This window comes from Micromonospora halotolerans (genome assembly GCF_032108445.1).
GTDB lineage: Bacteria > Actinomycetota > Actinomycetes > Mycobacteriales > Micromonosporaceae > Micromonospora > Micromonospora halotolerans.
Map to the genome: position 1 here is coordinate 3,734,967 of NZ_CP134876.1, position 25,600 is coordinate 3,760,566.

Genomic DNA, 25,600 nt, shown 5'->3' on the forward strand with positions numbered 1-25,600 from the left:
TGTCCGACCGTGCGTTTAGGCTGCGCCGGTGAACATCGACTGGTGCATCACCGAACTCTCTGCCTATATCGAGCTTGCTGATAAGTACGAGAGCAAGGCGTTCACGGCCCGTGGCGACTACGTGGGTGACCGTGCACTCAAACCCCTCGCTGACGAACTGCGTGAGCGGGAGCCGATCATCCAGCGGATATTGAACGCAGTGCAGCCAGGGCTCGGCAAGCAGCAGCTAATACGGCGAGGCGCTTACGGCCTCTATACCAGCAAAGGACGAGACGCCGCAAAGTACGCGCTGGGCTACCTCAAGCGTCGGGCTGAGGTTGAGGCCAACCTTCGCTCGCCTGCCCCTAGGATGTCGGCGGACCGGCTGCATCCGTGGGTGTGGCAGGCCGCCCGGACTCTCTGGGAGACCAAGCACTACCGCGAAGCCGTCCAAGCGGCCAGCACCAGTCTCAACGCCCATCTTCAGGAACTGACCGGTCGGCGTGATGTCTTTGACTCGGACCTGATCACGCAGTGCTTCTCCGCGAGCGATCCCGAGCCGGGCAAGCCACGACTGCGGTGGCCGGGAGAGCCGACGGATGCGGAGTACAAGGCCATGCAGAGCGGACTCCGAGCGCTCGGCCAAGGTGCCTTCATGACAATCCGCAACCGTGCAACCCATGACCTTGAAGAGCTTGGTGAGCACGAGGCGTTGGAGCGGCTGGCCACGCTGAGCTTGCTGTGTCGGTGGATCGAGCGATGCTCGTTGGTGTCGGCTCCTGTCCCCGAGGACCACCGCACCTCCGCCGCGCAAGCCCTTGGAGCGTGACAGCAGCCGACTCTACCGGCGAGGCGGAATCGGCTGCTGGTTGTGGGTGGGCTAGTTCGCCTCAGCGATCCGGCGGAGAGCGGCGGCCACGTTGAGAACCTTCTTGCCGCCGACCCGGCTGGCCTTGTAGTCGAACGAACGGGCGGTAAACCGCAGCTCGACCTTGCCGGCGGGGGAGTCGCCGATGAGGGTCACCCCGCCGTCCTTGTGCTGCACGATGTTGGACTTGGTGAGCTGCTGCGCGACCAACTCCGCCTTCTCGCGGCTGCTCATCTTCCGCGTCACGTTCATCTTCATTCCGGCGCGGGAGGTCGCGCACCGGCCCTTGTAGTCGGCGCTGGCCCGGTTCAGCTCCGGGTGGCAGATCCAGCAGCCAGCCCGCTCCGCCGCGTCCTCCGGGAGCGCGTCGTGGCTCCGGTCGCTGTGCTCATTCTCCCACTGGGCCTCCTCGTGACACGGGACGCAGAGCTGGACCGCCTTGGCCGCGTCCCGGTCGTTGGCGTCGCCGGAGCCGGTCCCGATGTTCCGGACGCCGCAGGAGCGGCAGTTGCCCTTCTTGGCCTCCGGTTGGGCCGCCGGGGTGGCCTCCGCCTCCTCGCGCGGGCCGGTGTTCTCCGGGAGGTTGCTGAGCTGGCGGATGCGCTTCTGGATGGCCTTGGTCTGCTGCGAGAGCGGGAGCGAGGTGAGCCGCTGGAACTCCTCGCGCGGCGTCTCCGTGGCGGCCGTGATCTTGGCGTTGGCCTCCGGGTCGGTGGTCGGGTGCTCGGAAACGTTGAGGTCGATCGAGGCGGGGTTGGCCTTGGCCTCCCGCTCGATCCGCTCCCGCTCCATCGCGGTGGCGAGCGGAACGATGAGGTCAGCCTTGCGGCCCTTGCTCGCACCCTTGATCCCGTAGCGGGCGGCCAGCTTGCGCAGCTCGACGGCGGTCATTCCCTGGAGTTCGATCTCGATCATGGCCGTGGTCCCTTCTCGTTGGTGGCCGGTTCAAGATCAACTATCCTCCAGCGATCTGAAAATGGAAACCCTTTTCAACAAAGCTCCTCAAGCCCGGCAGCGAGGCGGGAGGGTTGCAGCCGTGCGGAACCATGGCGGGGTGGGCTCTAGCACTCCGTCGTGGATGGTCCTGGTCACTGCCGCGCTGGCCGTCGTCGGAACACTCGCGGCTGCGATCATCACGCAGATCCTCAGCGGACGGCGGGAGAGCCGCCAATGGGAGAGGCAGCGCGAGCAGGAGTTGGCCCGCTGGGAGCGGGAGCGGGCGGAGCGCCAGGAGCAGTGGGAGCGCGAGGATCATGCCCGGTGGCACCAGGAACGCCTCGCCGCCTACACGGACCTGCTCCAGCGGTCGGAGGACTGTCGAGGGGTGATGCGTTCGGCAGTGTTCCTGCGAAAGCCAGGCTCACGGCCGATTTCTGACGAGAAGAGCAAGGCCCTGAACGAAGCCATGGCGAACTTGGGCCTGAGCCTGACGAAAGCCAGGTTGTTTGCGTCCGAGGAAACCAGGCGGAGTGCATCGAAGCTCTATCAAGAAGCAGCTGTTTGCTGGGCCATGGCGGATTCGGGAGAGCCTGCCACCGAGGAGCAATTGAACGGTCTGCGCTCCCAACTGCGTCTCACGGACGGTCTGGCCGACGACCTGTTGCAGTCAATCCGTCGTGATCTAGGCATGAAGGCCGGTCCCACGGAGGCGGAACGGCTAGCAGCCGACTCCTCAATTGATCCGGAGTCGGCTGCTGGTTGAGCCCGGTCTAGCTGTTGGTGGTGTCGCCCTGCGTCATGTCGACCAGTCGGCCGCTCGACGCGTCCTGCACGAGGGTCCACAGGTTGGCGGGAGTCGCCTGCTCGTGGCAGAGCGTCTTCATCACCACTCCCATCGGGCGCTGCTTGAGGACGATCTTGTCCGGGACCAGCGCGAGGTCAGTGCGGATTGCCATTGTTCACCGGCATGCTTCGTTGCGTCCCTTGCCGCGCAGCGCCGTCACCAGCTCGACGCGGCTCCACGTCTCCGTGGTCACTGGGACCTTCAGCGACCGGTCGTACAGCTTGGGAGCGCCCATCACTGGCTCTCCACAACCCAGGTGTCTCCCCTTGGTCAGCTCCGTGTCGATCTCCTCGCGGAACCGAGACCAATGCGCCTTCTCGCTGGCGCTGAGCGGGGTGCCAGGGCGACCACCCGCGTACCGGCGCGCAGCCGGAGCCACCGGCTGTTGGGTCCGCCGGACGGGAGCTGTCGTAGGCGTCAGCCCCGCCTCGCGCAGGATCTGCGATGCCGCGTCATCACCGGACATCTCTCCACCTCCTATCGTGGGTGCGGTATCGCCCCCAAGATCAACTTGGCTACGACGATCCGGGGGTGTTGATCTTGAATGCAGCGAGGCGGAGGAGCGCCAACCGGCGATGCCTGAGGGGCGACCCCTCATAGGTCGACGGAGCGAGTCCGATGGGTGCAGGAGAGGCGCGCTGCAATCGGTACCCGGCAGGGGTACCGGCCTCCGCGAGCGAGGCGATGGGCTGCGACGGACGTGGATCGGACTCTCGATCTTCACGGGGTCCGGCTGGGGAGCTGCGTCCTAGCAGGTCAAATGTGGTGCGCCCGGCAGGATTCGAACCTGCGGCCTTGGGATTAGAAGTCCCCTGCTCTATCCGCTGAGCTACGGGCGCGCGTCGACGGTGTCGCGCCAAGAGGGTACCGCCGACCCCCGGCTCGCCGGGGGAACGGGTGGTCGCGGCCACGTCGCCGCTCACCGTCCCACGTCCGGCCGCGGCGGGCACCCCGGATATCCGGGTCACGGGCCACCGGCGGCGGGCGGTCCGTACCCTCGGCGTCGTGCTGCTCGACCAGGAAACCGAGAACGAGATCGCGTACGAGCTGTGCCAGCTCCTCGGCCGCGCCATCCTGCCCGTGAGCGGGTCGGACGGGCCCGGTGCGCCGGGTACGACCTTCGGCACCGCCTTCTTCTACAGCCAGCTGGTCGGCGCGACCGACGACGGTGAGGTGGTGCACGAGTGGCTGCTCACGGCCGCCGCGACCACCCGGACGCCGTACGGGGAGATCGGGCTGCGGCCGAGCGTCACCGAGCCGGCGGAGGCGGCCGCGGAGCCGATCGAGCTGCCCGATTTCGCCGACCGGTGGCTGCACCTGCCGGAGCTCGGCCTGGCCGCCATGCCCACGGGCGGGCTGCACGGGCACGCCGAGGACGGGGGCTGGAGCTGGCGTACCCAGCAGGTGACCGACGCTGTCGCCGCGCCGGCCGACGCGGTCGCCCGGCTCGGCGCGGAGCCCGGCTCGGCGTTCGTGCTGGCGCTCGGCGTCGGCGACGACGGGTCGCGGCCGTTGGAGGCGGTGATCGAGCGGGTGGCCCGGGTGGGCGACGGCGTGCGGGTCACCACCGAGCTGCCGTCCGGGTACGTGGGCGCGCCCGTGTTCGGCGTCGAGGCGCTCGACGGGGAGCTCTCGCTGCGCTGCCTGGGTGTGCTCCTGCCGGCGGACGGCGGCGGCCACCCGGTCGCGACGTTCGACCGGATCCGGTCGGCGCTGGCGGCGGCGACCGCCGGCTACCGCTGACCGGTCCGGCTCAGCCCTCGGCGGCCGCGCCGGCCGTCTCGTCGGCCGGCCGCCGCGGAGCCGGCGCGGTCGGCCCCGCGCCGAGGAAGCCCTCCGCCCAGCGACCGACCTCCGTGAAGACCTTTTCGCGTACGGCGGGACCGGACAGGGTCAGGTCGTGCAACCCGCCGTCGAAGCGGGCCAGGGTGACGTGCCGGCCGAGCCGGGGCGCCCAGCGCACCATGTGCTCCACGTCGAGCACCGCGTCGGCGAGGGTGGCTGACTCGTGCCACTTCGTGCCCCGGTAGCTGCGGGTGGAGCAGGCCAGCAGCACCGGCACCGGGATGTCCAGGCCGGCCCGGAGCTGGCGTTGACCGGCGCGGATCGCGTTGATCCAGCCGGCCCGCACCGGGAACCCGGCGAGCGGCTTCCACGCCAGGTCGTAACGCCACTCGCCGCGGTGGTCGGCGTGCAGGCTCTCGCCGTACACGGTGCCCAGCCCGAACGGGAGGATGCGCTGTGGCGCCCGGCGGCCCAGCCGGGAGACGGCGGCCGCGAGGGGTCGACGGACCAGCCAGGGCGCGTTGATGTCGAAGAAGGGGCTGTTCAGGACGATCCCGTCGACCAGGCCGGCCTCGCGGCGGGCGTGCGCCCAGAGCGAGATGATCAGGCCGCCGGTGGAGTGGCCCATGGCGAGCAGGTTGTCGTGGCCCTCGTCCTCGCGGATGATCTTCGCGGCGGCGTCCAGCTCCGCGAAGTAGTCGCTCAGGTCGCGGCAGAAGTTCGGGGTCTGGTGCGGTTGCAGGCTGCGGCCGTACTTGCGCAGGTCCAGCGCGTAGAAGTCCCAGCCGCGCTCGGCGAAGAAGTCGGCGACGTGGGTCTGGAAGAAGTAGTCGACGAAGCCGTGCACGTAGAGGACGGCCCGGCCGGTGGGGCGCTCCGCCCGCCGGCGGACCAGGGTCGCGACGACCGGTCCCTCGTCGTCGGTGCCCAGGTCGATCGTCTGCCGCTCGTACGGCGGTCCCAGCACGTCGGGTTCCACGACCGCGACGGTACGCCGCCGAGCTACCCGGCGGTAGCCCCCGCCCCCGCCCGCCGGCACCGGGTGCGGACGGGGGTGGGGGTAGGCCTCAGGCGGTCTCCGCGTCGGCCCGCTCGGCGGCCTGCGCGGGGACGCCCTCGGGCTGGTCCGTCTCGCGCAGGTGCTTGTTGTGGCGCGGCTCCTGCCGGGTCTTCGCGTCGTTGAGCCGGCGGCGCAGGTCGTCCCGGACGTCGTTGAGCGCGGCGTGCAGGTCCTCCTCGGCGGAGGTGGTGACGATCTTCTGCCGGCCCGCGACCCAGCACTCCAGGGTGACCTTCTGGCCCCGGGCGTTCCGGTCCTTGACCGACACCTCCAGTTCGGTGGCATCGGCGTGGAACCCGGCGAGCCGGGCGTCGAGGGTCGCGAACTGCTCCGCGATCCAGTTGCGGTCGCCCTGGGAGAATCCGGCGCCCACCCGCAGGCACTCGGCCACGGTCGCGGGGTTCGCCACGGCGCTCATCGCCGGGCCTCGCAGACGTCTCGGAGAAGCATCGGCGCTCCCTTTCTCTCGGTTGATCAAGTTCATACCCAATCCGGGTAGGTCCGGAACCCGGCCTGCTGATCATGTGCTTCCGCAGGTCAGGGCCACCGGGCCACCGGTCCTAGCAGACCGGGACCTTGATCAGGTGGTTGTCCACAGCCGGCCCGGTCGTCCACAGCCCGGCCGGGGACGGCTGGCTCCCGGGCGCTCGCCGGCGGAGGCTCGGCCCCACAAGCCGAGTTCCCCTGGGAGGGGCGATGTTCGATACGTACGTCACGATCGTCGGCAACGTGCTGACCGCGCCGGAGTGGCGCCGGACCACCCAGAGCAACACCCTGGTGGCCAACTTCAAGGTCGCGTCGACCGCCCGCCGCCTCGACCGGGAGAGCGGCCGCTGGGTCGACGGCAACAGCCTCCGGGTGCGGGTGAACTGCTGGCGGAAGCTGGCCGAGGGGGTGGCCGCCTCGGTGGCGGTCGGCGACCCCGTGGTGGTGGCGGGCCGCCTCTACACCCGCGACTGGACCGACGACGCCGGCAACCACCGCACCCTCTACGAGCTGGAGGCCGTCGCCGTGGGCCACGACCTGTCCCGGGGCCGCGCCCGGTTCCTCCGCAACCGGCCGAGCATGACGACCAGCACCGTCGAGGACACCGAGACGGAGAGCCGGGTGCACGGTGAGGCCACCGAGCCGGTGCCGGTCGCGCAGGCCCCGGCGTCGCTCGACGACCGGCCGTTCGACGACGAGTTCCCGCCGCCCGAGTTCAGCGTTTCCCGCGTCGGCCTCTCCGCCCGGGCGGACGCGGCGGCCGGCGACCTCGACGAGCTGGCCGACCCGTTCGACGAGCGGCCCGACGGCCGCGCCGCCGAGCCGGACGAGCTGGGCGCCGACCCGGACGAGCTGGCCGCCGAGCCGGACGGCGACGAGCTGGGCGCGGAGCCGGTCCCCGGGACGCGGGGCGCCGAGCCGGCCGCCGGCGAGCCGGATCCGGCCGGTGCGAGTGCGGGAGTCACCGGGACCGGCCGTGGCCGGCGGGGCCGGGGGCGGACCCCGGTGCCCGCCTGAGCAGCTCCGGATCGTGCGACGGGGGAGCGGGGTGGCGACGCCGGCGTGGCCACCCCGCCGTACGACTAGGCTGGCCGGCCGGAGGTGGTGACGGGTGCGGCAGGCGACCGCCATGGCGAACGCGGCGGGACTGGTGGCGGGCTACGCCCTGGACTCGCTGCTCGGCGATCCCCGACGGTGGCACCCGGTGGCCGGCTTCGGCCGGGCGGCCGGCGCCCTGGAGCGACGGATCTACCGACCTGAGCGATCGGCCGGCGCGGCGTTCACCGCGCTCGCGGTCGGCGCGCCGGTGCTGCTCGGGGCGGCTGCCGGCCTCGCCACCCGGCGGCACCCGGTGGCCCGGGCCGCGCTGGTGGCCGCCGGGACCTGGACGGTGCTGGGCGGGCGCACCCTGCGGCACGAGTCGCGGCTCATGGCGCGGGCGCTGCAGGCGGATGACCTGCCCGCCGCCCGCGGCCGGCTCAACCATCTCTGCGGGCGGGACCCGTCGGCGCTGGACGAGCCGGAGCTGGCCCGGGCCACCGTCGAGTCGGTCGCCGAGAACACCTCCGACGCCGTGGTCGCCCCGCTGGTCTGGGGCGCCGTCGCCGGGCTGCCCGGCCTGCTCGGCTACCGGGCGGCGAACACCCTCGACGCCATGGTCGGCCACCGCTCACCCCGCTACGCCCGCTTCGGCACCCCGGCCGCCCGCCTCGACGACCTGCTCAACCTGGTCCCCGCCCGGCTGACCGGGCTGCTCACCGTCGCCGTGGCGCCGACCGCGCACGGGGACCGCGCCACCGCGTGGCGGGTCTGGCGACGGGACCGCAACGAACACCCGAGCCCCAACGCGGGCCAGTGCGAGGCGGCCATGGCCGGGGCGCTCGGCGTCCGGCTGGGCGGGCGCAACGTCTACTTCGGACGCGAGGAGACCCGGCCGTTCCTCGGTGACGGGCCCCGGCCCGAGGCGCGGCACCTGAAGCGGGCCGCCCGGATCTCCGGCGCGGTCGGCCTGGCCGCGCTCGGCCTCGCGGCGGCGTACCCGGTGACGGTCGGTCGCCTCGTCGGCGCGACCGGCCGCGCCGCGCTGCGCGCCCTCGCCGGGACGCGACCGGGGAGCGGGCGAGCGGCGGGGAGCGGGCGATGAGCGGCGGGCTGCTGGTCGCCGGGACCACCTCCGACGCCGGCAAGAGCGTGCTCACCGCCGGCATCTGCCGCTGGCTGCGCCGCCGGGGTGTGTCGGTCGCCCCGTTCAAGGCGCAGAACATGTCCAACAACTCGGCCGTGGTGGTCGGGCCGGACGGGCGCGGCGGGGAGATCGGCCGCGCCCAGGCCATGCAGGCCGCCGCCTGCGGGCTCGCGCCGGACCTGCGCTTCAATCCGGTGCTGCTGAAGCCGGGCAGCGACCACGCCAGCCAGGTGGTGCTGCTCGGCGAGGCGGTCGACACGGTCACCGCCGGCAACTACCGAAAGCTGCGTCCCCGGCTCGCCGAGACCGCGTACGCGGCCCTGGCCGAGCTGCGGGCCGAATACGACGTGGTGATCTGCGAGGGCGCGGGCAGCCCGGCCGAGATCAACCTACGGGCCGGCGACTACGTCAACATGGGGCTGGCCCGGCACGCCGGCCTGCCGGCCGTCGTGGTCGGCGACATCGACCGTGGCGGCGTGTTCGCCTCGATGTTCGGCACGGTCGCGCTGCTCGACCCGGCCGACCAGGCCCTCGTGGCCGGCTTCGTGATCAACAAGTTCCGGGGCGACCTCGGGCTGCTCCGGCCGGGGCTGGACATGCTGCACCGGGTCACCGGCCGCCCCACCCTCGGCGTGCTGCCCTGGGCGCTCGACCTCTGGCTCGACGCGGAGGACTCGCTCGCGTACGGGCGGGTGCTCGGCCGGCCGGCGGCCCCCCGGGGCACCGAATGGCTCGACGTGGCGGTGGTCCGGCTGCCCCGGATCAGCAACGCCACCGACGTGGAGGCGCTGGCCACCGAGCCGGGCGTCCGGGTGCGGCTCACCATCGAGCCGGCCGAGCTGGCCGCCGCCGACCTGGTGGTCCTGCCCGGTTCCAAGTCGACCGTGGCGGACCTGGCCTGGCTGCGGGAGACCGGCCTGGCCGACGCCGTCCTGGCGCACGCCGCCGCGGGCCGGCCGCTGCTCGGCATCTGCGGCGGCTTCCAGATGCTGTCCCGGGCCATCCACGACCCGGTGGAGAGCCGCCAGGGCAGCGTGCCCGGCCTGGGGCTGCTCCCCGTCGAGATCACCTTCGACCCGCGCAAGACGGTCCGGCGTGCCGCCGGCACCGCCGCCGGGGACGTGCCGGTCCACGGCTACGAGATCCACCACGGCCAGGTCTCGGCCGCCGACCCGGGCCTGCCGCCGCTGCTCCGCTACGCCGACGGCGGCGGCGAGGGAGCGCGGCTGGGTCCGGTCCACGGCACCCACTGGCACGGCGCCTTCGAGTCCGACGCCTTCCGGCGCCGATTCCTCACCGAGGTCGCCGCGCTGGCCGGGCGGACCGGGTTCAAGGTCGCACCGGACACCTCGTTCGCCGCCGCCCGGGAGCGGACCCTGGACCTGCTCGGCGACCTCGTCGAGGAGCACCTCGACACCGACGCGCTGTGGCGGCTGATCGAGTCCGGCCCGCCCGCGGACCTGCCTTTCATCCCACCCGGCGCGCCGACGGCGTGACCGGGCCCGAGGCGTCGACGGCCTGAGCCAACCCGCGCGCCGACCGGCGGAGGGGTCAGTAGCGGACGTCGGCGGGTCGGTCGGACATCGGCAGGCCCGCCTCCCGCCAGCCCTGCACGCCGCCGATCATGTCGGTGGCGTGGCGCAGGCCGAGCGCCTGGAGGCCGGCGGCCGCCAGGCTGGAGCTGTAGCCCTGCCGGCACACCAGCACGATCTGCCGGTCGTAGCTGGTCGACTCGGGGATGCGCCAGGCGCTCGCCGGATCCAGCCGCCACTCCAGCACGGTCCGGTCGATGACGATCGCCCCGGGCAGCTCGCCCTGCTCGCGGCGCTGCGCCTCGGTGCGCGTGTCGACCAGCAGCGCCCCGGCGCGGACCGCTTCGACGGCGTCGTGCGGGGTGAGCCGGCGGAGGCCGGCCCGAGCCTGTTCGAGGAGGGCGTCGACGCCCGGACTCATCACGTCATGGAGCACCTCCCGATGATGCCCACGGCCGGGCGGGCCCGCCCGGTGAACGGCCTGCTGGTGCCGCAGGATCCAGCGGACGGGGGACGGCTAACGTCGGCCGGGTGACGGTGGCGGTGGTCGAGGCGTACGCGGGGTTGGCCCGCCGGGTGCTGGCCGGGCCGGCGCGGTTGGGGCGTACCCGGCTGGTGGCGGTCGACGGGCCGAGCGGCGCGGGCAAGAGCGTCTTCGCGACGCGCCTCGCGGACGCCGTCGCGGCGCTGCCCGGCGGCGCCCGGCCGCCGGTGGTCCGCACCGACGACCTGCTGGATGGCTGGGACGACCAGCTCACCTTCTGGCCCCGGCTGGAGGAGTGGGTGCTCGGACCGGTCCGGGCCGGCCGCCCGGGCGCCTACCGCCGGTACAGCTGGGTGCGCCGGTGCTTCCTGGACCGGCCGGTGCCGGTGCCGGCCGGGCCGGTGCTGATCGTCGAGGGGGTGAGCGCCGCGCGGGCGGCGATCCGGCCGGAGCTGACCCTGTCGGTCCTCGTCACCGCGCCGGCCGGGTTGCGGCTGTCCCGGGCGCTCGCCCGCGACGGCGCGGACATCCTGCCCGAGCTGCGCCGCTGGCACGCCGGGGAGCGGGCGCACTTCGCCGCCGACGGCACGGAGGCCGCGGTGGACGTGGTGGTCGACGGCGCCCCCGACCTGCCGCACGACGTGGACCGCTACTACGTCCGCCGGCCCGCGGGGGCGGGCTCGGACGGCGGGGTCCGGTAAGGCCGTCATACGATTCCGGTCATGACCACTCCGATCCTGTCCGAGTCCGAGGTGCGGGCCGCCGTCGAGCGGGAACTGCCCGGCGTCCGTGCCGACCTCGAGCGACTCGTCCGCATCCCGGGCATCGCCTTCGCGGGCTTCGACCACTCGCACGTGGAGCGTTCCGCCGAGGCGGTGGCGGAGCTGCTGCGCGGCTGCGGCCTCGACACGAAGATCGTGCGCTCCGGCGGCCAGCCGGCGGTGATCGGGACGAAGCCCGCCCCGCCCGGCGCGCCCACCGTCCTCCTGTACGCCCACCACGACGTCCAGCCGGTCGGTGACCTCTCGCTCTGGGAGTCCGACCCGTTCGAGCCGGTGGAGCGGGACGGCCGCCTCTACGGCCGCGGCGCCGCCGACGACAAGGCCGGCATCATGGCGCACGTCGCGGCGCTGCGCGCGTTCGGCGACCAGCTTCCGGTCGGCGTGGTCCTCTTCATCGAGGGCGAGGAGGAGTACGGCTCGGACTCGCTGGAGCGGTTGCTGGCCGAGCACCGCGACGAGCTGGCCTCGGACGTCATCGTGATCGCCGACTCCGGCAACTGGGACATCGGGGTGCCCGCGCTGACCACCTCGCTGCGCGGCATCGTCAACTGCTTCGTCGAGGTGCGCACCCTCGACCACGCGGTGCACAGCGGCATGTTCGGCGGCGCCGTGCCGGACGCGCTCACCGCCCTCGTGAAGCTGCTCGGCACGCTGCACGACGACGCCGGGAACGTCACCGTCGAGGGCCTGGTGGGCCGGGAGGGCGCCACCGTCGACTACCCGGAGGACCGGTTCCGCGCGGAGGCCGGGCTCATCGAGGGCGCGCAGCTCTTCGGCAGCGGCCGGATCACCGACCGGCTCTGGACCAAGCCCGCCCTGGCCATCCTCGGTGTCGACGCCCCGGCCACCGGGGAGGCGCCGAACGCGCTGGTCCCGGCGGCCAAGGCCAAGCTGAGCGTACGGCTGGCGCCGGGCGACGACCCGAAGCAGGCGTACGCGGCGCTGACCGCGCACCTGGAGAAGCACGCGCCGTGGGGCGCCCGGGTGACGGTGACGTTCGAGCACGACGGCGCGCCCTGCGTCATCGACGCCACCGGGCCGATGTTCGAGGCGGCGCGGGCGGCGTTCCGGGGCGCCTGGGACGGCACCGACCCGGTCGACATCGGCGTGGGCGGGTCGATCCCCTTCATCGCCACCTTCCAGGAGATGTTCCCCGCCGCGGCGATCCTGGTGACCGGTGTGGAGGACCCGCACGCCCGGGCGCACGGGCCGAACGAGAGCCTGCACCTGGGCGAGTTCGCCCGCGTCTGCGTGGCCGAGGCGCTGCTGCTCGCGAAGGTCGCCGAGGCGGGCGCGAACCGCTCCTGAGGTGTCGAAACCGTAACTTCGGGGTCGATGTCGGAGTTTGCGGTGTGTCGGGCGGCGGGGTGTTATAGCCTCTCGAACATGCGTACGAACGACGAGATGTCGCGGCTCCAGGCCGCCGTCAGTGCTCTGGGGGACGTCGATGTCTCCGCGTGGCCCGAGGACGCGCTCAAGGACCAGCTCGGCGAGCTCTCCGCCGTGCTGGTCACGCTCGACACGCTGCTCACCCGGGTCGCCGACGAGGTGCGCGCCCGCGGCCTCCGCATCGAGGAGCCCGTCTCGGCCTGAGCCGGCCGCCGCTTCCCCGCTCGTGGGGAGTTGACGTTCCTGGGGGACGCCAACTCCCCGCGGTCGGGAAGCGCCCGGCTGTCGGGGGCGGCTGGCAGGATGAGGGACGTGCGCTTCCTTGAGCTGGCGGCCACGTCGGCGGCCGTGGGCGCCACCAGCGGCCGACGGGCCAAGGTGGAGCTGCTGGCCGCCGCGCTGCGGTCGCTCGATCCCGACGAGGTGCCGGCGGGCGCCGGCTACCTGGCCGGCGAGCTGCGGCAGCGGCAGACCGGGGTGGGTTGGGCGAGCCTGCGTGACCTGCCCCCGCCGGCGGCCGAGCCGAGCCTGACCGTGGGCGGCGTCGACGCGGCGATCGAGGAGATCGCGGCCGTCGGGGGCGCGGGCTCGCAGGCCCGGCGGCGCGAGCTGCTCGGCCGGCTCTTCGCCGCGGCCACGGCCGACGAGCAGCGGCTGCTGGCCGGCCTGTTCCGCGGCGAGCTGCGCCAGGGCGCCCAGGCCGGCCTGCTCACCGAGGCGGTGGCCCGGGCCGCCGACGTGCCGGTCGCCGCCGTGCGGCGCGCCCTGCTGCTCGCCGGTGACCTGCGGGCGGTGGCGGTCGCGGCGCTCTCCGGCGGGGCGGCCGCACTGGCCGGGTTCGGGCTCCAGGTGGGCCGCCCGCTCGCCCCCATGCTGGCGCAGAGCGCGCCCTCGGTCGACGAGGCGCTCACCGCCACCGGCACCCCGGCGGTGGTCGACGTCAAGCTCGACGGCATCCGCATCCAGGTGCACCGGTCCGGCCAGGACATCGCGGTCTTCACCCGGAGCCTCGACGACATCACCGGCCGGCTGCCCGGGGTCGTGGCCGCCGTCCGCGCGCTGCCCGCCCGCGAGCTGGTGCTCGACGGCGAGGCGATCGGGCTGGACGCCGAGGGGCGCCCGCTGCCCTTCCAGGAGACCTCCAGCCGGGCCGCCCGGCGCATCACCCCGAGCACCACCGGGGACACACCGGTGGCGCCCGCCGTGCTCGCGGCGGCCGAGCGCACCGGCGAGACGGTGCTGACGCCGTACTTCTTCGACCTGCTGCACCTCGACGGCACGGACCTCATCGACCTGCCCGGCCGGGAGCGGTGGGCCGCGCTGGCCGGCGCGGTCGACTCGGCGCTGCTGGTCGGCCGGGTGGAGGTGGACGACGCCGAGCAGGCCGGCGCCGCCTTCGCGGCGGCGGTCGACGCCGGCCAGGAGGGGGTGGTGGTCAAGGACCCGGCCGCCCCCTACGACGCCGGCCGGCGGGGCGCGGCCTGGGTCAAGGTGAAGCCACGGCACACCCTCGACCTGGTGGTGCTGGCGGTCGAGTGGGGCAGCGGCCGGCGGCAGGGCTGGCTCTCCAACCTGCACCTGGGCGCCCGCGACCCGCGCACCGGCGAGTTCGTCATGCTCGGCAAGACGTTCAAGGGGCTCACCGACGAGCTGCTGCGCTGGCAGACCGAGCGTTTCCTCGCGCTGGCCGTGGAGAAGGGCGACTGGGTGGTCCGGGTCCGGCCGGAGCAGGTGGTCGAGATCGCCTTCGACGGGGTGCAGACCAGCAGCCGCTACCCGGGCGGGATGGCGCTGCGCTTCGCCCGGGTGATCCGCTACCGGGACGACAAGACCGCCGCCGAGGCGGACACCATCGACGCGGTCCGGGCCATCCACGCCGGTCGGGTCACCGGCTGACCCGACCGGGTCCTCGGCGGGCAGGGATCAGGTGGCGGCCGGCTCGGCGGCGCGGTCCACCGGCTCGCGCGGCCCGTCGAGGCCGGCCAGCCGGCGCGCCTCCCGGCGGGCGACCCAGCCGTAACCCACCAGGCTCATGGCGGCGAAGAGCCACCACTGCACCACGTAGCCGAAGTTCTGCCAGTTGTTGGTGTGCCCGATCGGCACCGCCTGGAACGTGGGGTCGGCGGCCGGCGTCTGCTGGTCGAGCAGCACGTAGCCGCCGGACACCGGGTAGGGAAGCTGCTTCGCCAGGCGGGGGATGCTGATCCGCCGGGTCTCCAGCTTGCCGTCGCGCCGGTCGACCGCGCCGCCGCCGCTCTCGCTGGACACCAGCCGGCCGGTGACCGTCACGGCGCCGGCCGGCGCGGCCGGCACCTGCGGCTGGGCGGTGGCGTTGCCGCCGGGGACGGGCGGGACCCAGCCGCGGTCGACCAGCACGGCGCTGCCGTCGTCGAGGACCAGCGGGGTGAGCACCTCGAAGCCGACCTTGTTGTCGACGGTGCGGCCGCGGACCAGGACGACGTTGGCGCTGTCGTACCGGCCGGTGGCGGTGACCCTCGTCCAGGTGAGCCGGTCGGCCGGGGCCGGGCCGGTGGTGCCCGGGCCGCCGGTCGGCGCCGGCAGGGCGTCGCGCAGCGGCGCGGGGGTCATGGTGGCGCCGGCGTCGATCCGCTCGTTGATGGCCGTCCGGCCCCGGTAGCGGTCCAGCTGCCAGTTGCCGAGGAAGACCATCACCGCGGCCGCGACCAGGGTCAGCGCGAGATAGCCGAGCCAGCGTGGGGTCAGCAGGAACCGGTACACGTTGGCCAAGGCTACCCGTATGAGCGGCGCCACTGGCCCCGCCGGGCCGGATCGGGCCGGCCGGCGGCAGCCGTGCGTCGGTCCGGGCGGGTATGGTCACGCGGGCGGAAACCACCCAGAGCAGGAGTCGATGATGACCGTCGTGCCGCGCGTCGTGCTGAGCGCGCCCTCCTCGGGGCACGGCACCGGTGCCCTCTCGCTGGGCCTGCTCGCGGCCCTCGCCGACCGGGGGCTGGACGTGGCCGGGTTCAAGATCGGGCCGGACCAGGTCGACGCGGCCTACCTGGGATTGGCCGCCGGGCGCCCGGGGCGCAACCTCGACCCACGGCTGGTCGGCCCGGAGCGGGTCGCGCCCCTCTTCGCCCACGGCGCCGCCGACGCGGGGTTCGCGCTGGTCCAGGGCACCATGGGGCTCTACGACTCGATCGCCGGCCGGCCGGAGACGGAGTCCACGGCGGCCGTCGCGACCGCGCTGCGCAGCCCGGTCGTGCTGGTGGTCGACGTGGCCGCGATGGGTCAGTCGGTGGCCGCCCTGGTGCACGGCTTCCGGGCCTACGACGAGCAGCTCTGGCTGGGCGGCGTGATCCTCAACCGGGTGGCGTCGCCCCGGCACGAGGCGATGCTGCGCGAGGCGCTCGACGACGTGGGGGTGCCGGTCTACGGCGCGCTGCGCCGCCACGAGCTGCCCCCGGTGCTGCCCGCCCGCCGGCACGGCCTGGTGCCGGTGGTCCAGGGCGACGCGGAGGCCCAGCGGGCGGTGCGCCGGCTCGGCGAGGCGGCCGCCGCCACGATCGACCTCGACCGGCTGCTGGCGCTGGCGCGGTCCGCCCCGGAGCTGACCGCCGCGCCGTGGTCGCCGGAGCCGGCCGACCCGCCCCCCGGGGAGCGGCCGGTGGTCGCGCTGGCCGGTGGCCCGGGCGGCAGCTACAGCCACCCGGAGACCGCCGAGCTGCTGCGCGCGGCCGGCGCCGAGGTGGTCACCGTCGACCCGCTGCGCGACGAGTCGCTGCCCGCCGGCACCCGCGCGCTGGTCGTCGGCGGCGGGCTCCCGGAGACGTACGCGGAGCAGCTCTCCGCCAACCGCCGGCTCTGCATCGCGGTGGCCGAGCTGGCCCGCACGGGCCGCCCCGTGGTCGCCGAGGGGGCCGGCCTGCTCTGGTTGGCCCGGGAGCTGGACGGCCTGCCCATGTGCGGGGTGCTCGACGCGGTCGGCGCCAGCCGGGACGGCCTGGTGGTCGGCTACCGGGAGGCGACCGCGGCCGTCGACAGCGTGGTGGCCCGGGCCGGTGCCACGGTGGTGGGGCACAAGCAGCACGCCGCGGTGCTCACCCCGCGGGCCGGCGACCGGGCGGCCTGGCGCTGGGAGGGTGGTGCCCCGGAGGGGTTCGTGTGGCGGGGGGTGCACGCCTCGCAGCTCGTGCCGCACTGGTCCGCGTACCCGGAGGTGGCGGCCCGGCTGGTCGCGGCGGCCCTGGCCCCCGCGGAGGCCCCGGCGTGATCGGGCAGGTGGCGGTGCGCCGGTTCCCGGCGCTGACCGTCTCGACCCCGCGCACCGAGGTACGCCAGCTCGTCGCGGCGGACGCCGAGGCGGTCGACGAGGTGTTCGCGGACCGGCGCACCCAGCGCTGGCTGCCGCTGGCCGACGCGTCGGGGCAGATCGACGGGCGGGCCTGGTGCACCGAGCTGGCCCGGCAGCGCCGGGACAGCGGGGACGGCGACCACTGGGCGGTGGTCCGCCGCGAGGACCGGCGGGTGGTCGGCTGCCTGTGGACCCGCCGCACCGACTGGGGCGCCCGGCTCACCGAGGTGTCCTACGCGATCGCCCCGCACGCCCGCGGCTACGGCCTGGCCGCCGAGGCGGTCGACGCGGTCGCCATCGCGCTGATCCTGGAGCACGGCTTCCAGCGCGTCGAGCTGCGGGTGGCCCCCGGCAACGTCGCCTCCCGCCGGGTGGCGGAGAAGGCCGGCTTCAGCTACGAGGGCCTGCTCCGCAACGCCGGCTTCGTCCACGGCGCCCGGGTGGACCTGGAACTCTGGTCCTTCGTAACCGCCGACCTGGGCTGACCCCCGCACCCCCCCCGCGCCCCCCACGGAAGTTGATCAAGAGGTTTGCGTCAGGAATCGGATGATTCCGCGCGCAAACCTCTTGATCAACTGGCCCGGGCGCACCCCCGGGCAGCCTCAGGGGGCGGTCAGCCCACGATCTGGTCGCTGGGTGGGGTGAACTGGCGGGTGGGCTGGCCCTTCAGGGCGTCGCGCAGGGTCATCGCCACCGCGTCGACGGGCACCTGGGACAACCCGTCACCCACCGCGTTGAACGGGTTGTCCGGGTCGGCGATGAAGCTCGCCGCGGCCAGTTCCGGGGTGTAGCCGGCGAACCAGGCCGACCGGGTGCTGTCGGTGGTACCCGTCTTGCCGGCGACCGGGCGGCCGACCGTGCCCCGCACGCTGTCCGCGGTCGACCAGCCGCCGCAGCCCCCCTTGGCCGGGGTGTCGCCGGTCGGGCAGCGGGCCGCATCGGTGGCCGCCCGGGCCGCGTCGGCGCTCACCACCTGCCGGCAGCGCGGCTTGGCGATCTCCCGCTGCACCCCGCCCGGCGTGCGGTACGTGGCCGGCGTGCCGTCCCGGTTCATGATCGAGTTGACCGGGATCGCCTCGCAGTACCGGCCGTCGGCCGCGACCGCGGCGTATGCGTTCGCCACCTCCAGCGGGGTGGCGTCGGAGACGCCCAGGGTGAACGCACCCCACTTGTTCGCCTTGTCCGGCGCGGCGTGCTCGCGGTCCACGTCGGTACGCCAGCGCAGCCCGAGCTGCTCGGCCAGCCGCACTCCCTTCTCCGCGCCGACCTGCTCCTCCAGCTGCACGAAGAAGGTGTTCACCGACTTGCCGAAGCCGGACCACATGGTCTGCACGCCGGTCATCGCGCCGCTGGCGTTCGAGGGCGCCCACCCGTCGTAGACCTTGGACTGGTAGCGGTACGGCGAGTTGATGGTGTCGGAGAGCTTCGTCCCGGAGTTGAGCGCGGCGAGCATCGTGAACATCTTGAACGTCGACCCGGCCTGGTACCCGGGAAGTGTGCCCCCGCCGAGCAGCGGCGCGACCGTGTTCGGATAGTTCGCCTTGACGTTCGGGCCGGCCTCCGGGTTGGAACTGTTCGGGTTCTCGCTCAGGTCGAGCGAATAGGTCCGGTTCACCGCCATCGCCTTGATCCGTCCGGTGCCCGGCTCGGCGACCACGATGCCGTTGGCGAACGGGCTGCCCGTGCCGTCCTTCGCGCCCACGTTCTTCTCCGCCGCCGCCTGGATCTTCGGGTCGAGGGCGAGCACGATGCGATAACCGCCGCGGCGCAGCTTGTCCATCCGTTCCAGCCGGTTCTCCCCGAACGCGGGCTGCGCGCTCCACCAGTTCTTCAGGTAGTCGCAGGCGAAGCCCCAGGTGGTGTACTGCTCGTTGATCGAGGCGCAGTCGTTCGGCGGGTTGGTGAGTCGCAGCTTGATCGGCTCGGCCTTGGCCGCCGCCGCGGCGTCCGGCGAGAGGTAGCCGAGGCGGGTCATGTTGTCGAGCACGTAGTTGCGCCGCCCGGTGGCGTCCTTCTGGTCGGAGGTGATCGGGTCGTACTCCGACGGGGACTTGACCAGCCCGGCCAGGGTGGCCGCCTCGACCGGGGTGAGGGTGGCCGGTGTCTTGGAGAAGAAGATCTGCGAGGCCGCGTAGATCCCGTACGCCCGGTGGCCGAAGTAGGCCGAGTTCAGGTAGCGCTCGAGGATCTGTTCCTTGCTGACGTGCTTCTCGATGTCCAGCGCCATGCGCATCTCCTTGACCTTGCGCAGGCTGGTCTGCTGGGTGGCCTCCTGGACCTCCTTCGGGGTCTTCGCGCTGTCCCGCAGGGCCATCCGGACGTACTGCATGGTGATCGTCGAGGCGCCCTGGGAGACGCCGCCGGACCGGGCGTTGGAGACGAAGGCGCGGGCCACGCCCTTCGGGTCGACGCCGTGGTGCTGGTAGAAGCGGTTGTCCTCGGCGGCGACGATCGCCTGCTGGATGTTCGGCGACATCTCGTCGATCTTGGTGTACTGCCGGTACTCCTCGTAGAACATCGTCAGCACGGTCTTGCCGTCCGGCGCGTACAGGTACGAGGTCTCGGCGGGCAGCGCGGTCTTCAGGATGTTCGTCTTCTGCTCCACTGCGTGTGCGGTGGCCTTGGCCCCGATGCCGGTGACAGCGGCCAGCGGATAGGCCGCGGCGGCGACCACGATGCCGGCGATGAGCCCGGCGCGGAGGAGGGGCACGGCACGACCAGCGGAGGCAAGGGGTCGGTTGCTCACGTGGTCAAGCTATGACATTTCCGATTCGGAAATGAGAAGAATTCATAAACGGGCGAGGGGGTTCAGCGGTGGTGACGCGGCCCACGCCGGGATGCGCTGTCCCGGGCGGCGGCTTCCCGGCAGGATCGCGGACATGCGCGCTCAGCTGATCGGGACCGGCGCCGCGGCGGTCGAGCCCGACCTCGGCCACCACGGGGACGCCGAGGCCACGCCCGGCCTGGTCGACCTGGCGGTCAACGTCCGCCGTGCCCCGATGCCGGACTGGCTGGCCGACCCGCTGGTCGCCGCCATGGGCGCGCTGGCCGCGTACCCGGACCCCGGTCCGGCCCGGGCCGCCGTCGCCGCCCGGCACGGCCGTCCCCCGGAGGAGGTACTCCTCACGGCCGGCGCCGCCGAGGGCTTCGTGCTGATCGCCCGGGCGCTGCGCGAGGCCCGGCGGCCGGTGGTGGTGCACCCGCAGTTCACCGAGCCGGAGGCCGCCCTGCGGGCCGCCGGCCACACCGTCGAGCGGGTGCTGCTCGACGCGGGCGACGACTTCCGGCTCGACCCGGCCCGGGTGCCCGCCGACGCCGACCTGGTGCTGGTCGGCAACCCCACCAACCCCACCTCCGTGCTGCACCCCGCCGAGGCGGTCGCCGCGCTGGCCCGCCCCGGCCGGGTGCTCGTGGTCGACGAGGCGTTCGCCGACACCACGGCGGCACCCGGCGTCGAGGGCGAGCCCGAGTCGCTCGCCGCGCGCCGCGACCTGCCCGGCCTCGTGGTGGTCCGCAGCCTCACCAAGACCTGGGGGCTGGCCGGGCTGCGGATCGGCTACCTGCTCGGCGACGCCGCGCTGCTCGCCCGGCTCGCCGCCGCCCAGCCGCTCTGGGCGGTCTCCACCCCGGCGCTCGCCGCCGCCACGGCCTGCGCGTCCCCGGCCGCCGCCGCGGCCGAGCGCGCCATCGCCGCCGGGCTCGCCGCCGACCGCGACCACCTGGTGACCCGCCTGTCCGGCCTGCCCGGGGTACGCGTCGTGGGCCGCCCCGCCAGCGCCTTCGTCCTGGTCCACCTGGCCGGCGCCGCCGGCGTACGGGAGCGGCTGCGTGAGCGCGGCTGGGCGGTCCGCCGCGGCGACACCTTCCCCGGGCTGGGCCCGGACTGGCTGCGGATCGCGGTGCGCGATCCGGCGACGACCGACGCCTTCACGGACGTGCTGGCGGAGATCCTGGAGGCATGATGTTGGAGTCCACCGTCGCGGCGATCCGGCCGCTCGACGAGGCCGCCATGGCGGCGGCCCGCGAACTCCACGGCCGGCTGACCAAGCCCGCCGGCTCGCTCGGCGCCCTGGAGCCGCTCTCCGTACGCCTCGCCGGCCTCGCCGGGACCTGCCCGCCGCCGCTGCCCGAGCCGGCCGCGGTGGCGATCTTCGCGGGCGACCATGGCGTGCACGCCCAGGGCGTCACCCCGTGGCCGCAGGAGGTCACCGCCCAGATGATCGGCAACTTCCTGGCCGGCGGCGCGGTGGTCAACGCGTTCGCCCGGCAGGCCGGCGCCTCGGTCACCGTGGTGGACGTCGGCGTGGCCACCCCGCTCCCGGCCGACCCCGCGGGCGCCGACCAGGCCGGCCCCCGCCTGGTCGCCGCGAACGTGCGGCCCGGCACCCGGGACCTGACGGTCACCGCCGCGCTCACCCGCGACGAGGCCCGCGCGGCCGTGGAGGTGGGCATCCGGGTGGCCGGGGAACTGGTCGACGCCGGGGCGGGCATCCTGCTCACCGGGGACATGGGCATCGGCAACACCACCCCGGCCGCCGCGCTGATCGCCGCGTTCACCGGGGTCGACCCGGCGGCGGCGACCGGGCGGGGCACCGGGGTGGACGACGAGACGTACGCCCGCAAGGTCGGCGTGGTGCGGGCCGCGCTGGACCGGCACGCGCCCGATCCGGCCGACCCGCTCGGGGTGCTGGCCACGGTCGGCGGCCTGGAGCACGCCGCGCTCGCCGGGCTCATCCTCGGCGCCGCCGCGCGCCGGGTCCCGGTGCTGCTGGACGGCGTCATCGCGGTCAGCGCCGCGCTGGCGGCCGCCGCGTTCGCGCCGGACGCGGTCGGCGCCATGGTCGCCGGGCACCGCTCGGCCGAGCCGGGCGCCACGGCCGCGCTGCGGCACCTCGGGCTGGACCCGCTGATCGACCTCGGGCTGCGGCTCGGCGAGGGCACCGGCGCGCTGCTCGCGCTCCCCGTCGTCACCGGCGCGGTCCGGGTGCTGCACGAGGTCGCCACCTTCGACTCGGCGGGAGTGGCCGAGAAGTGAGCGGGCACGTCCTCCGGTTCAGCGGGTTCCGGCGCAGCGGGACGGCGGCGACGTGAGCGGCAACCCCTACCCCCTCGGGTTGCGGCTGGCCGGCCGGCGGGTGGTCGTGGTCGGCGGGGGAGCGGTGGCCACCCGGCGGGTGCCCGCGCTGCTCGACGCCGGGGCGGACGTCCTGCTGGTGGCGCCGGAGCTGACCCCGGCGCTGCGGGCGCACGTGGACGCCGGCCGGCTGCGCTGGGAGCCGCGCCGGTTCGCCCCGGACGACCTGGACGGTGCCTGGCTGGTCCAGGTGGCCGTGGACGACCGGATCGCCGCGGCCTCGGTCAGCGCCGCGGCCGCCGAACGGCGCGTCTTCTGCGTCCGCGCCGACGATCGGACCGCCGCCACCGCGTGGACCCCGGCGGTGACCCGGCACGGCCCGGTCACCGTGGCGGTGCTCGGCGGCGGCGACCCCCGCCGGGCCATGAGCGTCCGCGACGCGATCCGCGCACTGCTGAGTGCAAGGAAGGGGCCCCTGTTAACGCCTGCGGTAGAGCAGGGGCCCCCTGTTAACACTGGCGGGCGGGTGGCGCTGGTCGGCGCCGGGCCCGGCGACCCCGAGCTGATCACCGTGAAGGGCTGGCGGCTGCTCACCGAGGCGGACGTGGTGGTCGCCGACCGGCTCGTCCCCGGGCTGCTCCTCGACGAGCTGCGGGCGGACGTCGAGCTGGTCGACGCCTCCAAGATCCCGTACGGGCCGGCCCGGGCCCAGGAGGAGATCAACCGGATCCTGGTGGACCGCGCCCGGGCCGGGAAGGTCGTGGTCCGGCTCAAGGGCGGCGACCCGTACGTCTTCGGCCGGGGCGGCGAGGAGCTGCTGGCTTGCGCCGAGGCGGGCGTCCCGGTGACCGTGGTGCCCGGGGTGACCAGCGCGATCTCGGTGCCCGCGGCGGCCGGGGTGCCGGTCACCCACCGCGCCGTGGCGCACGAGTTCACCGTGGTCTCCGGGCACGTCGCGCCGGACTCGCCCGACTCCCTGGTCCGGTGGGAGTCCCTCGCCGGCCTGCGCGGCACCCTGGTGATCCTCATGGGCCTGAAGAACCTCGCGGCGATCAGCGCCGCCCTCGTGGCGCACGGCCGACCGGCGGACACCCCGGCCGCGGTGATCCAGGAGGGCACGACCAGCGGGCAGCGGGACCTCCGCTCGACCCTCGGCGCGGTGGCCGCCGACGTGGCGTCGGCCGGCCTGCGCCCACCCGCCATCGTCGTGGTCGGCGACGTCGTCGGCGCCCTCGACACCTGAGTACGCGAGCGGCCCGGGACCGGTTGGTCCCGGGCCGCCGTCGTGGCCGGTCAGGTCACTGCTTGAGCATGTTGTCCAGCATCAGGGCGCAGCGGATCAGCCCGAGGTGGCTGTAGGCCTGCGGGTGGTTGCCCAGCCCGCGCTCGGCCAGCGGGTCGTACTGCTCGGGGAGCAGCCCGGTCGGCCCGGCCGTGTCGACCATCTGGGCGAACAGCTCCTCCGCGTCGCTGCGCCGACCGGTGCGCAGGTACGCCTCGATCAGCCACGCCGTGCAGATGTGGAAGCCGCCCTCCCGGCCGGGCAGGCCGTCGTCCCAGTGGTAGCGGTAGACGACCGGGCCGCTGCGCAGGTCCGCCTCGATCTTCAGCACCGTGGACAGGAAGCGCGGGTCGTCCCCGGCGAGCAGCCCCGAGATGCCGATCCAGAGCGACGAGGCGTCCATCTCCTCGTACCCGTAGGCGACGCTGTAGGCCTCGGCCTCCGGGTGCCAGCCGTGCTCCAGCACGTTGTCGGCGATCCGGTCGCGCAGCTCGACCCACTCCGGCCGGTCCTCGCCGCCGTGCTGCCGCACCACGTGCAGCGCGCGGTCGACGGTCATCCAGAGCATGACCTTGGAGAAGACGTGGTGCCGGGGCGGGAGGCGGGCCTCCCAGATGCCGTGGTCGGGCTCGTGCCAGCGGCGGCGGACCGCCTCGACCATGTTCTCCAGCACCCGCCACTCGTCGTCGCGGACCGAGCCCCGAGCGTCGGCCACCGCGGCGATCAGATCCGCGACCGGCCCGAAGACGTCGAGCTGGAGCTGGTGGTTGGCGAGGTTGCCGACCCGGACCGGCCGGGAACCGGCGTAGCCGGGCAGGGTGTCGATGACCGCCTCGGCGCCCAACTCGTAGCCGTCGACCGTGTAGAGCGGGTGCAGCCGCTCCGGGTGCCCGCCGGTGCGGTCGATGACGCCGTCGACCCAGCGCAGCAGGCCCTCCGCCTCCTCGGTGGAGCCGAGGTCGACCAGCGCGCGGGCGGTCATGGCCGCGTCCCGCAGCCAGCAGTAGCGGTAGTCCCAGTTGCGGACGCCGCCCAGCTCCTCGGGGAGCGAGGTGGTCGCCGCGGCGAGGATCGAGCCGGTCGGCTCGTGGCAGAGCCCGCGCAGGGTGAGCGCGCTGCGGGCCACCAGGTCCCGGGCCGTGGCGGGCAGCCGCAGCGAGGCCACCCAGTCCTTCCAGGGCTGCTCGGCGGCGACCTGCCGCTCGTGGATCGGCACCCGGTGGTGTTCCAGGCTCTGCGTGCCGAAGCGCAGCTCCAGCACCACCTGACCGCCGGCGGCCGACAGGTCCACGACGGCCTTGGCGGTCTCATAGCCGGCGTCGTTGGTGACCTCCCACTCGACGCCCGGCGAGTAAAGGGCCACCGGCTCGTTGGAGCCGAGCACCAGCAGTCCGTCGTCCAGCGGCTGGAGCTGCACGGCGACCTGGCCGAACTCGGGGCGCGGGGCGAACTCGATCCGGGCCCGCCCGCTGCCGCTGAGCACCCGGACCAGCGTCGAGTCGCCGGTGACGACCGCCGGGTCGTCCGGCGTGGTCTCCTTCGCCGGCAGGTCCAGCCAGTCGGTCACGGTCAGGCCGGACCAGCGGGTCTCCACCGTCATGGTGTTGCTGCGGTAACGCTGGCCCAGCGGGATGCCGCCCCGCTGGGGGCCGACCGTGAAGTGCCCGGCCGGGCTGCCGCCGACCAGGTCGGCGAAGATCGCCGCCGAGTCCGGCTTCGGGTGGCACAGCCAGGTGATCTTGGCTTCGGGGGTGACCAGCGCGACCGTGCGGCCGTTGGCGAGCATCGAGTGCCGCTCGATCGGCACCGCCCGCTCGCCGAAGAGCCAGTGCCGCCGGGTCTCCAGCAGCAGGCCCAGCGCCCGGGCCGCCTCGATGGGCTCGGCCACGCGGAAGTCGGCCCGGGTGTCGCCCGGGCCGATCTTGATGCCGACGTCCGGCCCGTGCAGGTTGCCGAAGGCGTTCTCGTCGGTGACGTCGTCGCCGATGAACAGCACCGCGCTGGCCGCCAGCTGGGTGCGGAGCTGGTCGACGGCGGTGCCCTTGTGGGTCGCCACCACCGACAGCTCGATGACCTCCTTGCCCTGGGTGACGGTGACGTCCGCCCAGGTGGCGGGGCCGCTGCGGACCGCCTCGATGGCCGCGGCGGCGACCTGCGGGTCCACCCCGCGGGTGTGCACCGCGACGCTGGCCGGCTTGCGCTCCAGGCGGATGCCCGGGTGGGCCGCGGCGATCTCCCGCAGCTCGTTGCGGAGCCGGTGCCGGACCGCGATCAGCTCGGGGGTCAGCCGCTCGACGAAGCCGATGTCGAACTCCGAGCCGTGGCTGCCGACCAGGTGCACCTCGCTGGGCAGCCGGGAGAGCGTGGCCAGGTCACGCAGCGCGCGACCGGAGACCACGGCCACGCTGGTCTGCGGCAGGGACGCGAGAGCCCGCACCGCGGCCACCGACTCCGGCAGCGGCACGGCCTTGCTCGGGTCCTCGACGATCGGCGCCAGGGTGCCGTCGTAGTCGCAGGCGACCAGGAGCTGGGGGACCCGGGCGATGCGGCCGATCGCGGCGCGCAGCTCGGGATCCATCACCCCGCCCGGCGG

At 74.2% G+C, this 25,600-nt stretch carries 22 protein-coding genes, 1 tRNA gene and 1 pseudogene; 15 read left to right on the plus strand and 9 right to left on the minus strand.

Features of this window, described 5'->3' with window-relative positions; all coding sequences use genetic code 11:
* Positions 1-28: 28 nt before the first annotated feature.
* The gene (locus RMN56_RS17790; RefSeq protein WP_313718580.1) at positions 29-808 is read left to right on the plus strand and encodes a TIGR02391 family protein; all 780 of its coding nucleotides are present in this window, start codon (positions 29-31) and stop codon (positions 806-808) included.
* 51 nt (positions 809-859) lie between these two features.
* On the opposite strand, the gene RMN56_RS17795 is transcribed toward RMN56_RS17790, so the two are convergent.
* A complete protein-coding gene (locus tag RMN56_RS17795) occupies positions 860-1,762 on the minus strand; it encodes a Rho termination factor N-terminal domain-containing protein (RefSeq protein WP_313718581.1) in 903 nt (300 codons plus the stop codon).
* Between the two features lie 163 nt (positions 1,763-1,925).
* Here RMN56_RS17795 and RMN56_RS17800 point away from each other — a divergent pair, with 163 nt between their 5' ends.
* Positions 1,926-2,549 carry a hypothetical protein gene (locus RMN56_RS17800; protein WP_313718582.1) on the plus strand — a complete coding sequence of 208 codons (624 nt, stop codon included), beginning with the start codon at positions 1,926-1,928 and terminating at the stop codon, positions 2,547-2,549.
* A gap of 7 nt (positions 2,550-2,556) precedes the next feature.
* Here RMN56_RS17800 and RMN56_RS17805 read toward each other — a convergent pair whose 3' ends face one another.
* Both RMN56_RS17805 and RMN56_RS17810 read right to left on the minus strand, forming a co-directional pair.
* The gene (locus RMN56_RS17805) at positions 2,557-2,742 is read right to left on the minus strand and encodes a hypothetical protein (RefSeq protein ID WP_313718583.1); all 186 of its coding nucleotides are present in this window, start codon (positions 2,740-2,742) and stop codon (positions 2,557-2,559) included.
* Between the two features lie 651 nt (positions 2,743-3,393).
* Positions 3,394-3,469, minus strand: a tRNA-Arg gene (locus RMN56_RS17810).
* Between the two features lie 166 nt (positions 3,470-3,635).
* Here RMN56_RS17810 and RMN56_RS17815 point away from each other — a divergent pair.
* Entirely contained in the window at positions 3,636-4,373 is a 738-nt protein-coding gene (locus RMN56_RS17815; protein WP_313718584.1) for a hypothetical protein, read from the plus strand.
* A gap of 10 nt (positions 4,374-4,383) precedes the next feature.
* Here RMN56_RS17815 and RMN56_RS17820 read toward each other — a convergent pair whose 3' ends face one another.
* Positions 4,384-5,394: an alpha/beta hydrolase gene (locus RMN56_RS17820; protein ID WP_313718585.1), complete on the minus strand. Its 1,011-nt coding sequence runs from the start codon at positions 5,392-5,394 to the stop codon at positions 4,384-4,386.
* Between the two features lie 88 nt (positions 5,395-5,482).
* Positions 5,483-5,893 carry an HPF/RaiA family ribosome-associated protein gene (locus tag RMN56_RS17825; RefSeq protein ID WP_313718586.1) on the minus strand — a complete coding sequence of 137 codons (411 nt, stop codon included), beginning with the start codon at positions 5,891-5,893 and terminating at the stop codon, positions 5,483-5,485.
* A 278-nt stretch (positions 5,894-6,171) separates the two neighbouring features.
* Between RMN56_RS17825 and ssb the strand changes: the two genes are divergently transcribed.
* The 3 genes and pseudogenes from ssb to RMN56_RS17840 form a co-directional block, all read left to right on the plus strand.
* Positions 6,172-6,978, plus strand: coding sequence for a single-stranded DNA-binding protein (ssb, locus tag RMN56_RS17830; RefSeq protein ID WP_313718587.1), 807 nt, complete (start codon positions 6,172-6,174; stop codon positions 6,976-6,978).
* 94 nt (positions 6,979-7,072) lie between these two features.
* Positions 7,073-8,104 carry a cobalamin biosynthesis protein gene (locus tag RMN56_RS17835; RefSeq protein ID WP_313718588.1) on the plus strand — a complete coding sequence of 344 codons (1,032 nt, stop codon included), beginning with the start codon at positions 7,073-7,075 and terminating at the stop codon, positions 8,102-8,104.
* Positions 8,101-9,641, plus strand: a pseudogene (locus RMN56_RS17840) (cobyric acid synthase); the annotation flags it as partial. The gene RMN56_RS17835 and the pseudogene RMN56_RS17840, both read left to right, overlap by 4 nt.
* Positions 9,642-9,697: 56 nt before the next feature.
* Here RMN56_RS17840 and RMN56_RS17845 read toward each other — a convergent pair.
* On the minus strand, positions 9,698-10,099 hold the full coding sequence (locus RMN56_RS17845) for a rhodanese-like domain-containing protein (RefSeq protein ID WP_313724775.1): 402 nt from the start codon (positions 10,097-10,099) through the stop codon (positions 9,698-9,700).
* 110 nt (positions 10,100-10,209) lie between these two features.
* Between RMN56_RS17845 and RMN56_RS17850 the strand changes: the two genes are divergently transcribed.
* From RMN56_RS17850 to RMN56_RS17865, 4 genes are all read left to right on the plus strand, one after another.
* Positions 10,210-10,863: a uridine kinase family protein gene (locus RMN56_RS17850; RefSeq protein WP_313718590.1), complete on the plus strand. Its 654-nt coding sequence runs from the start codon at positions 10,210-10,212 to the stop codon at positions 10,861-10,863.
* Positions 10,864-10,884: 21 nt separating this feature from the next.
* Positions 10,885-12,252 (plus strand): dipeptidase, encoded by a 1,368-nt coding sequence (locus RMN56_RS17855; protein ID WP_313718591.1) that lies wholly within the window; start codon positions 10,885-10,887, stop codon positions 12,250-12,252.
* Positions 12,253-12,330: 78 nt separating this feature from the next.
* Positions 12,331-12,537, plus strand: a complete 207-nt coding sequence (locus RMN56_RS17860; RefSeq protein WP_262284628.1) for a hypothetical protein — start codon at positions 12,331-12,333, stop codon at positions 12,535-12,537.
* 108 nt (positions 12,538-12,645) lie between these two features.
* A complete protein-coding gene (locus tag RMN56_RS17865; RefSeq protein ID WP_376787196.1) occupies positions 12,646-14,229 on the plus strand; it encodes an ATP-dependent DNA ligase in 1,584 nt (527 codons plus the stop codon).
* 27 nt (positions 14,230-14,256) lie between these two features.
* On the opposite strand, the gene RMN56_RS17870 is transcribed toward RMN56_RS17865, so the two are convergent.
* Entirely contained in the window at positions 14,257-15,072 is an 816-nt protein-coding gene (locus RMN56_RS17870) for an SURF1 family cytochrome oxidase biogenesis protein (protein ID WP_313718593.1), read from the minus strand.
* Positions 15,073-15,205: 133 nt separating this feature from the next.
* Between RMN56_RS17870 and RMN56_RS17875 the strand changes: the two genes are divergently transcribed.
* The gene (locus RMN56_RS17875; RefSeq protein WP_313718594.1) at positions 15,206-16,570 is read left to right on the plus strand and encodes a cobyrinic acid a,c-diamide synthase CobB; all 1,365 of its coding nucleotides are present in this window, start codon (positions 15,206-15,208) and stop codon (positions 16,568-16,570) included.
* Positions 16,567-17,136: a GNAT family N-acetyltransferase gene (locus RMN56_RS17880; protein WP_313718595.1), complete on the plus strand. Its 570-nt coding sequence runs from the start codon at positions 16,567-16,569 to the stop codon at positions 17,134-17,136. The genes RMN56_RS17875 and RMN56_RS17880 overlap by 4 nt, the downstream gene beginning before the upstream one ends.
* Before the next feature lie 128 nt (positions 17,137-17,264).
* Here RMN56_RS17880 and RMN56_RS17885 read toward each other — a convergent pair whose 3' ends face one another.
* Entirely contained in the window at positions 17,265-19,397 is a 2,133-nt protein-coding gene (locus tag RMN56_RS17885) for a transglycosylase domain-containing protein (protein WP_313718596.1), read from the minus strand.
* 133 nt (positions 19,398-19,530) lie between these two features.
* On the opposite strand from RMN56_RS17885, the gene cobC reads away from it, so the two are divergent.
* From cobC to cobA, 3 genes are read left to right on the plus strand one after another with little or no spacing between them, the layout of a single operon-like run.
* Positions 19,531-20,613 (plus strand): Rv2231c family histidinol phosphate aminotransferase CobC, encoded by a 1,083-nt coding sequence (gene cobC / locus RMN56_RS17890; protein WP_313718597.1) that lies wholly within the window; start codon positions 19,531-19,533, stop codon positions 20,611-20,613.
* Entirely contained in the window at positions 20,613-21,686 is a 1,074-nt protein-coding gene (gene cobT, locus RMN56_RS17895) for a nicotinate-nucleotide--dimethylbenzimidazole phosphoribosyltransferase (protein WP_313724776.1), read from the plus strand. The genes cobC and cobT overlap by 1 nt, the downstream gene beginning before the upstream one ends.
* Positions 21,687-21,738: 52 nt before the next feature.
* A complete protein-coding gene (gene cobA / locus RMN56_RS17900; protein ID WP_313718598.1) occupies positions 21,739-22,968 on the plus strand; it encodes a uroporphyrinogen-III C-methyltransferase in 1,230 nt (409 codons plus the stop codon).
* A gap of 55 nt (positions 22,969-23,023) precedes the next feature.
* On the opposite strand, the gene otsB is transcribed toward cobA, so the two are convergent.
* A complete protein-coding gene (gene otsB, locus RMN56_RS17905) occupies positions 23,024-25,585 on the minus strand; it encodes a trehalose-phosphatase (protein ID WP_313724777.1) in 2,562 nt (853 codons plus the stop codon).
* Positions 25,586-25,600 lie beyond the last annotated feature (15 nt).

What these genes read in the sequence shown, in the direction of transcription:
- otsB (WP_313724777.1), bottom strand. Translation starts at nt 25,585, where the DNA reads ATGGATCCCGAGCTGCGCGCCGCGATCGGCCGCATCGCCCGGGTCCCC.
- RMN56_RS17800 (WP_313718582.1), top strand. Translation starts at nt 1,926, where the DNA reads ATGGTCCTGGTCACTGCCGCGCTGGCCGTCGTCGGAACACTCGCGGCT.
- ssb (WP_313718587.1), top strand. Translation starts at nt 6,172, where the DNA reads ATGTTCGATACGTACGTCACGATCGTCGGCAACGTGCTGACCGCGCCG.
- RMN56_RS17860 (WP_262284628.1), top strand. Translation starts at nt 12,331, where the DNA reads ATGCGTACGAACGACGAGATGTCGCGGCTCCAGGCCGCCGTCAGTGCT.
- RMN56_RS17805 (WP_313718583.1), bottom strand. Translation starts at nt 2,742, where the DNA reads ATGGCAATCCGCACTGACCTCGCGCTGGTCCCGGACAAGATCGTCCTC.
- RMN56_RS17875 (WP_313718594.1), top strand. Translation starts at nt 15,206, where the DNA reads ATGACCGTCGTGCCGCGCGTCGTGCTGAGCGCGCCCTCCTCGGGGCAC.
- cobT (WP_313724776.1), top strand. Translation starts at nt 20,613, where the DNA reads ATGTTGGAGTCCACCGTCGCGGCGATCCGGCCGCTCGACGAGGCCGCC.
- RMN56_RS17855 (WP_313718591.1), top strand. Translation starts at nt 10,885, where the DNA reads ATGACCACTCCGATCCTGTCCGAGTCCGAGGTGCGGGCCGCCGTCGAG.
- RMN56_RS17795 (WP_313718581.1), bottom strand. Translation starts at nt 1,762, where the DNA reads ATGATCGAGATCGAACTCCAGGGAATGACCGCCGTCGAGCTGCGCAAG.
- RMN56_RS17845 (WP_313724775.1), bottom strand. Translation starts at nt 10,099, where the DNA reads ATGAGTCCGGGCGTCGACGCCCTCCTCGAACAGGCTCGGGCCGGCCTC.
- cobC (WP_313718597.1), top strand. Translation starts at nt 19,531, where the DNA reads ATGCGCGCTCAGCTGATCGGGACCGGCGCCGCGGCGGTCGAGCCCGAC.
- RMN56_RS17825 (WP_313718586.1), bottom strand. Translation starts at nt 5,893, where the DNA reads ATGAGCGCCGTGGCGAACCCCGCGACCGTGGCCGAGTGCCTGCGGGTG.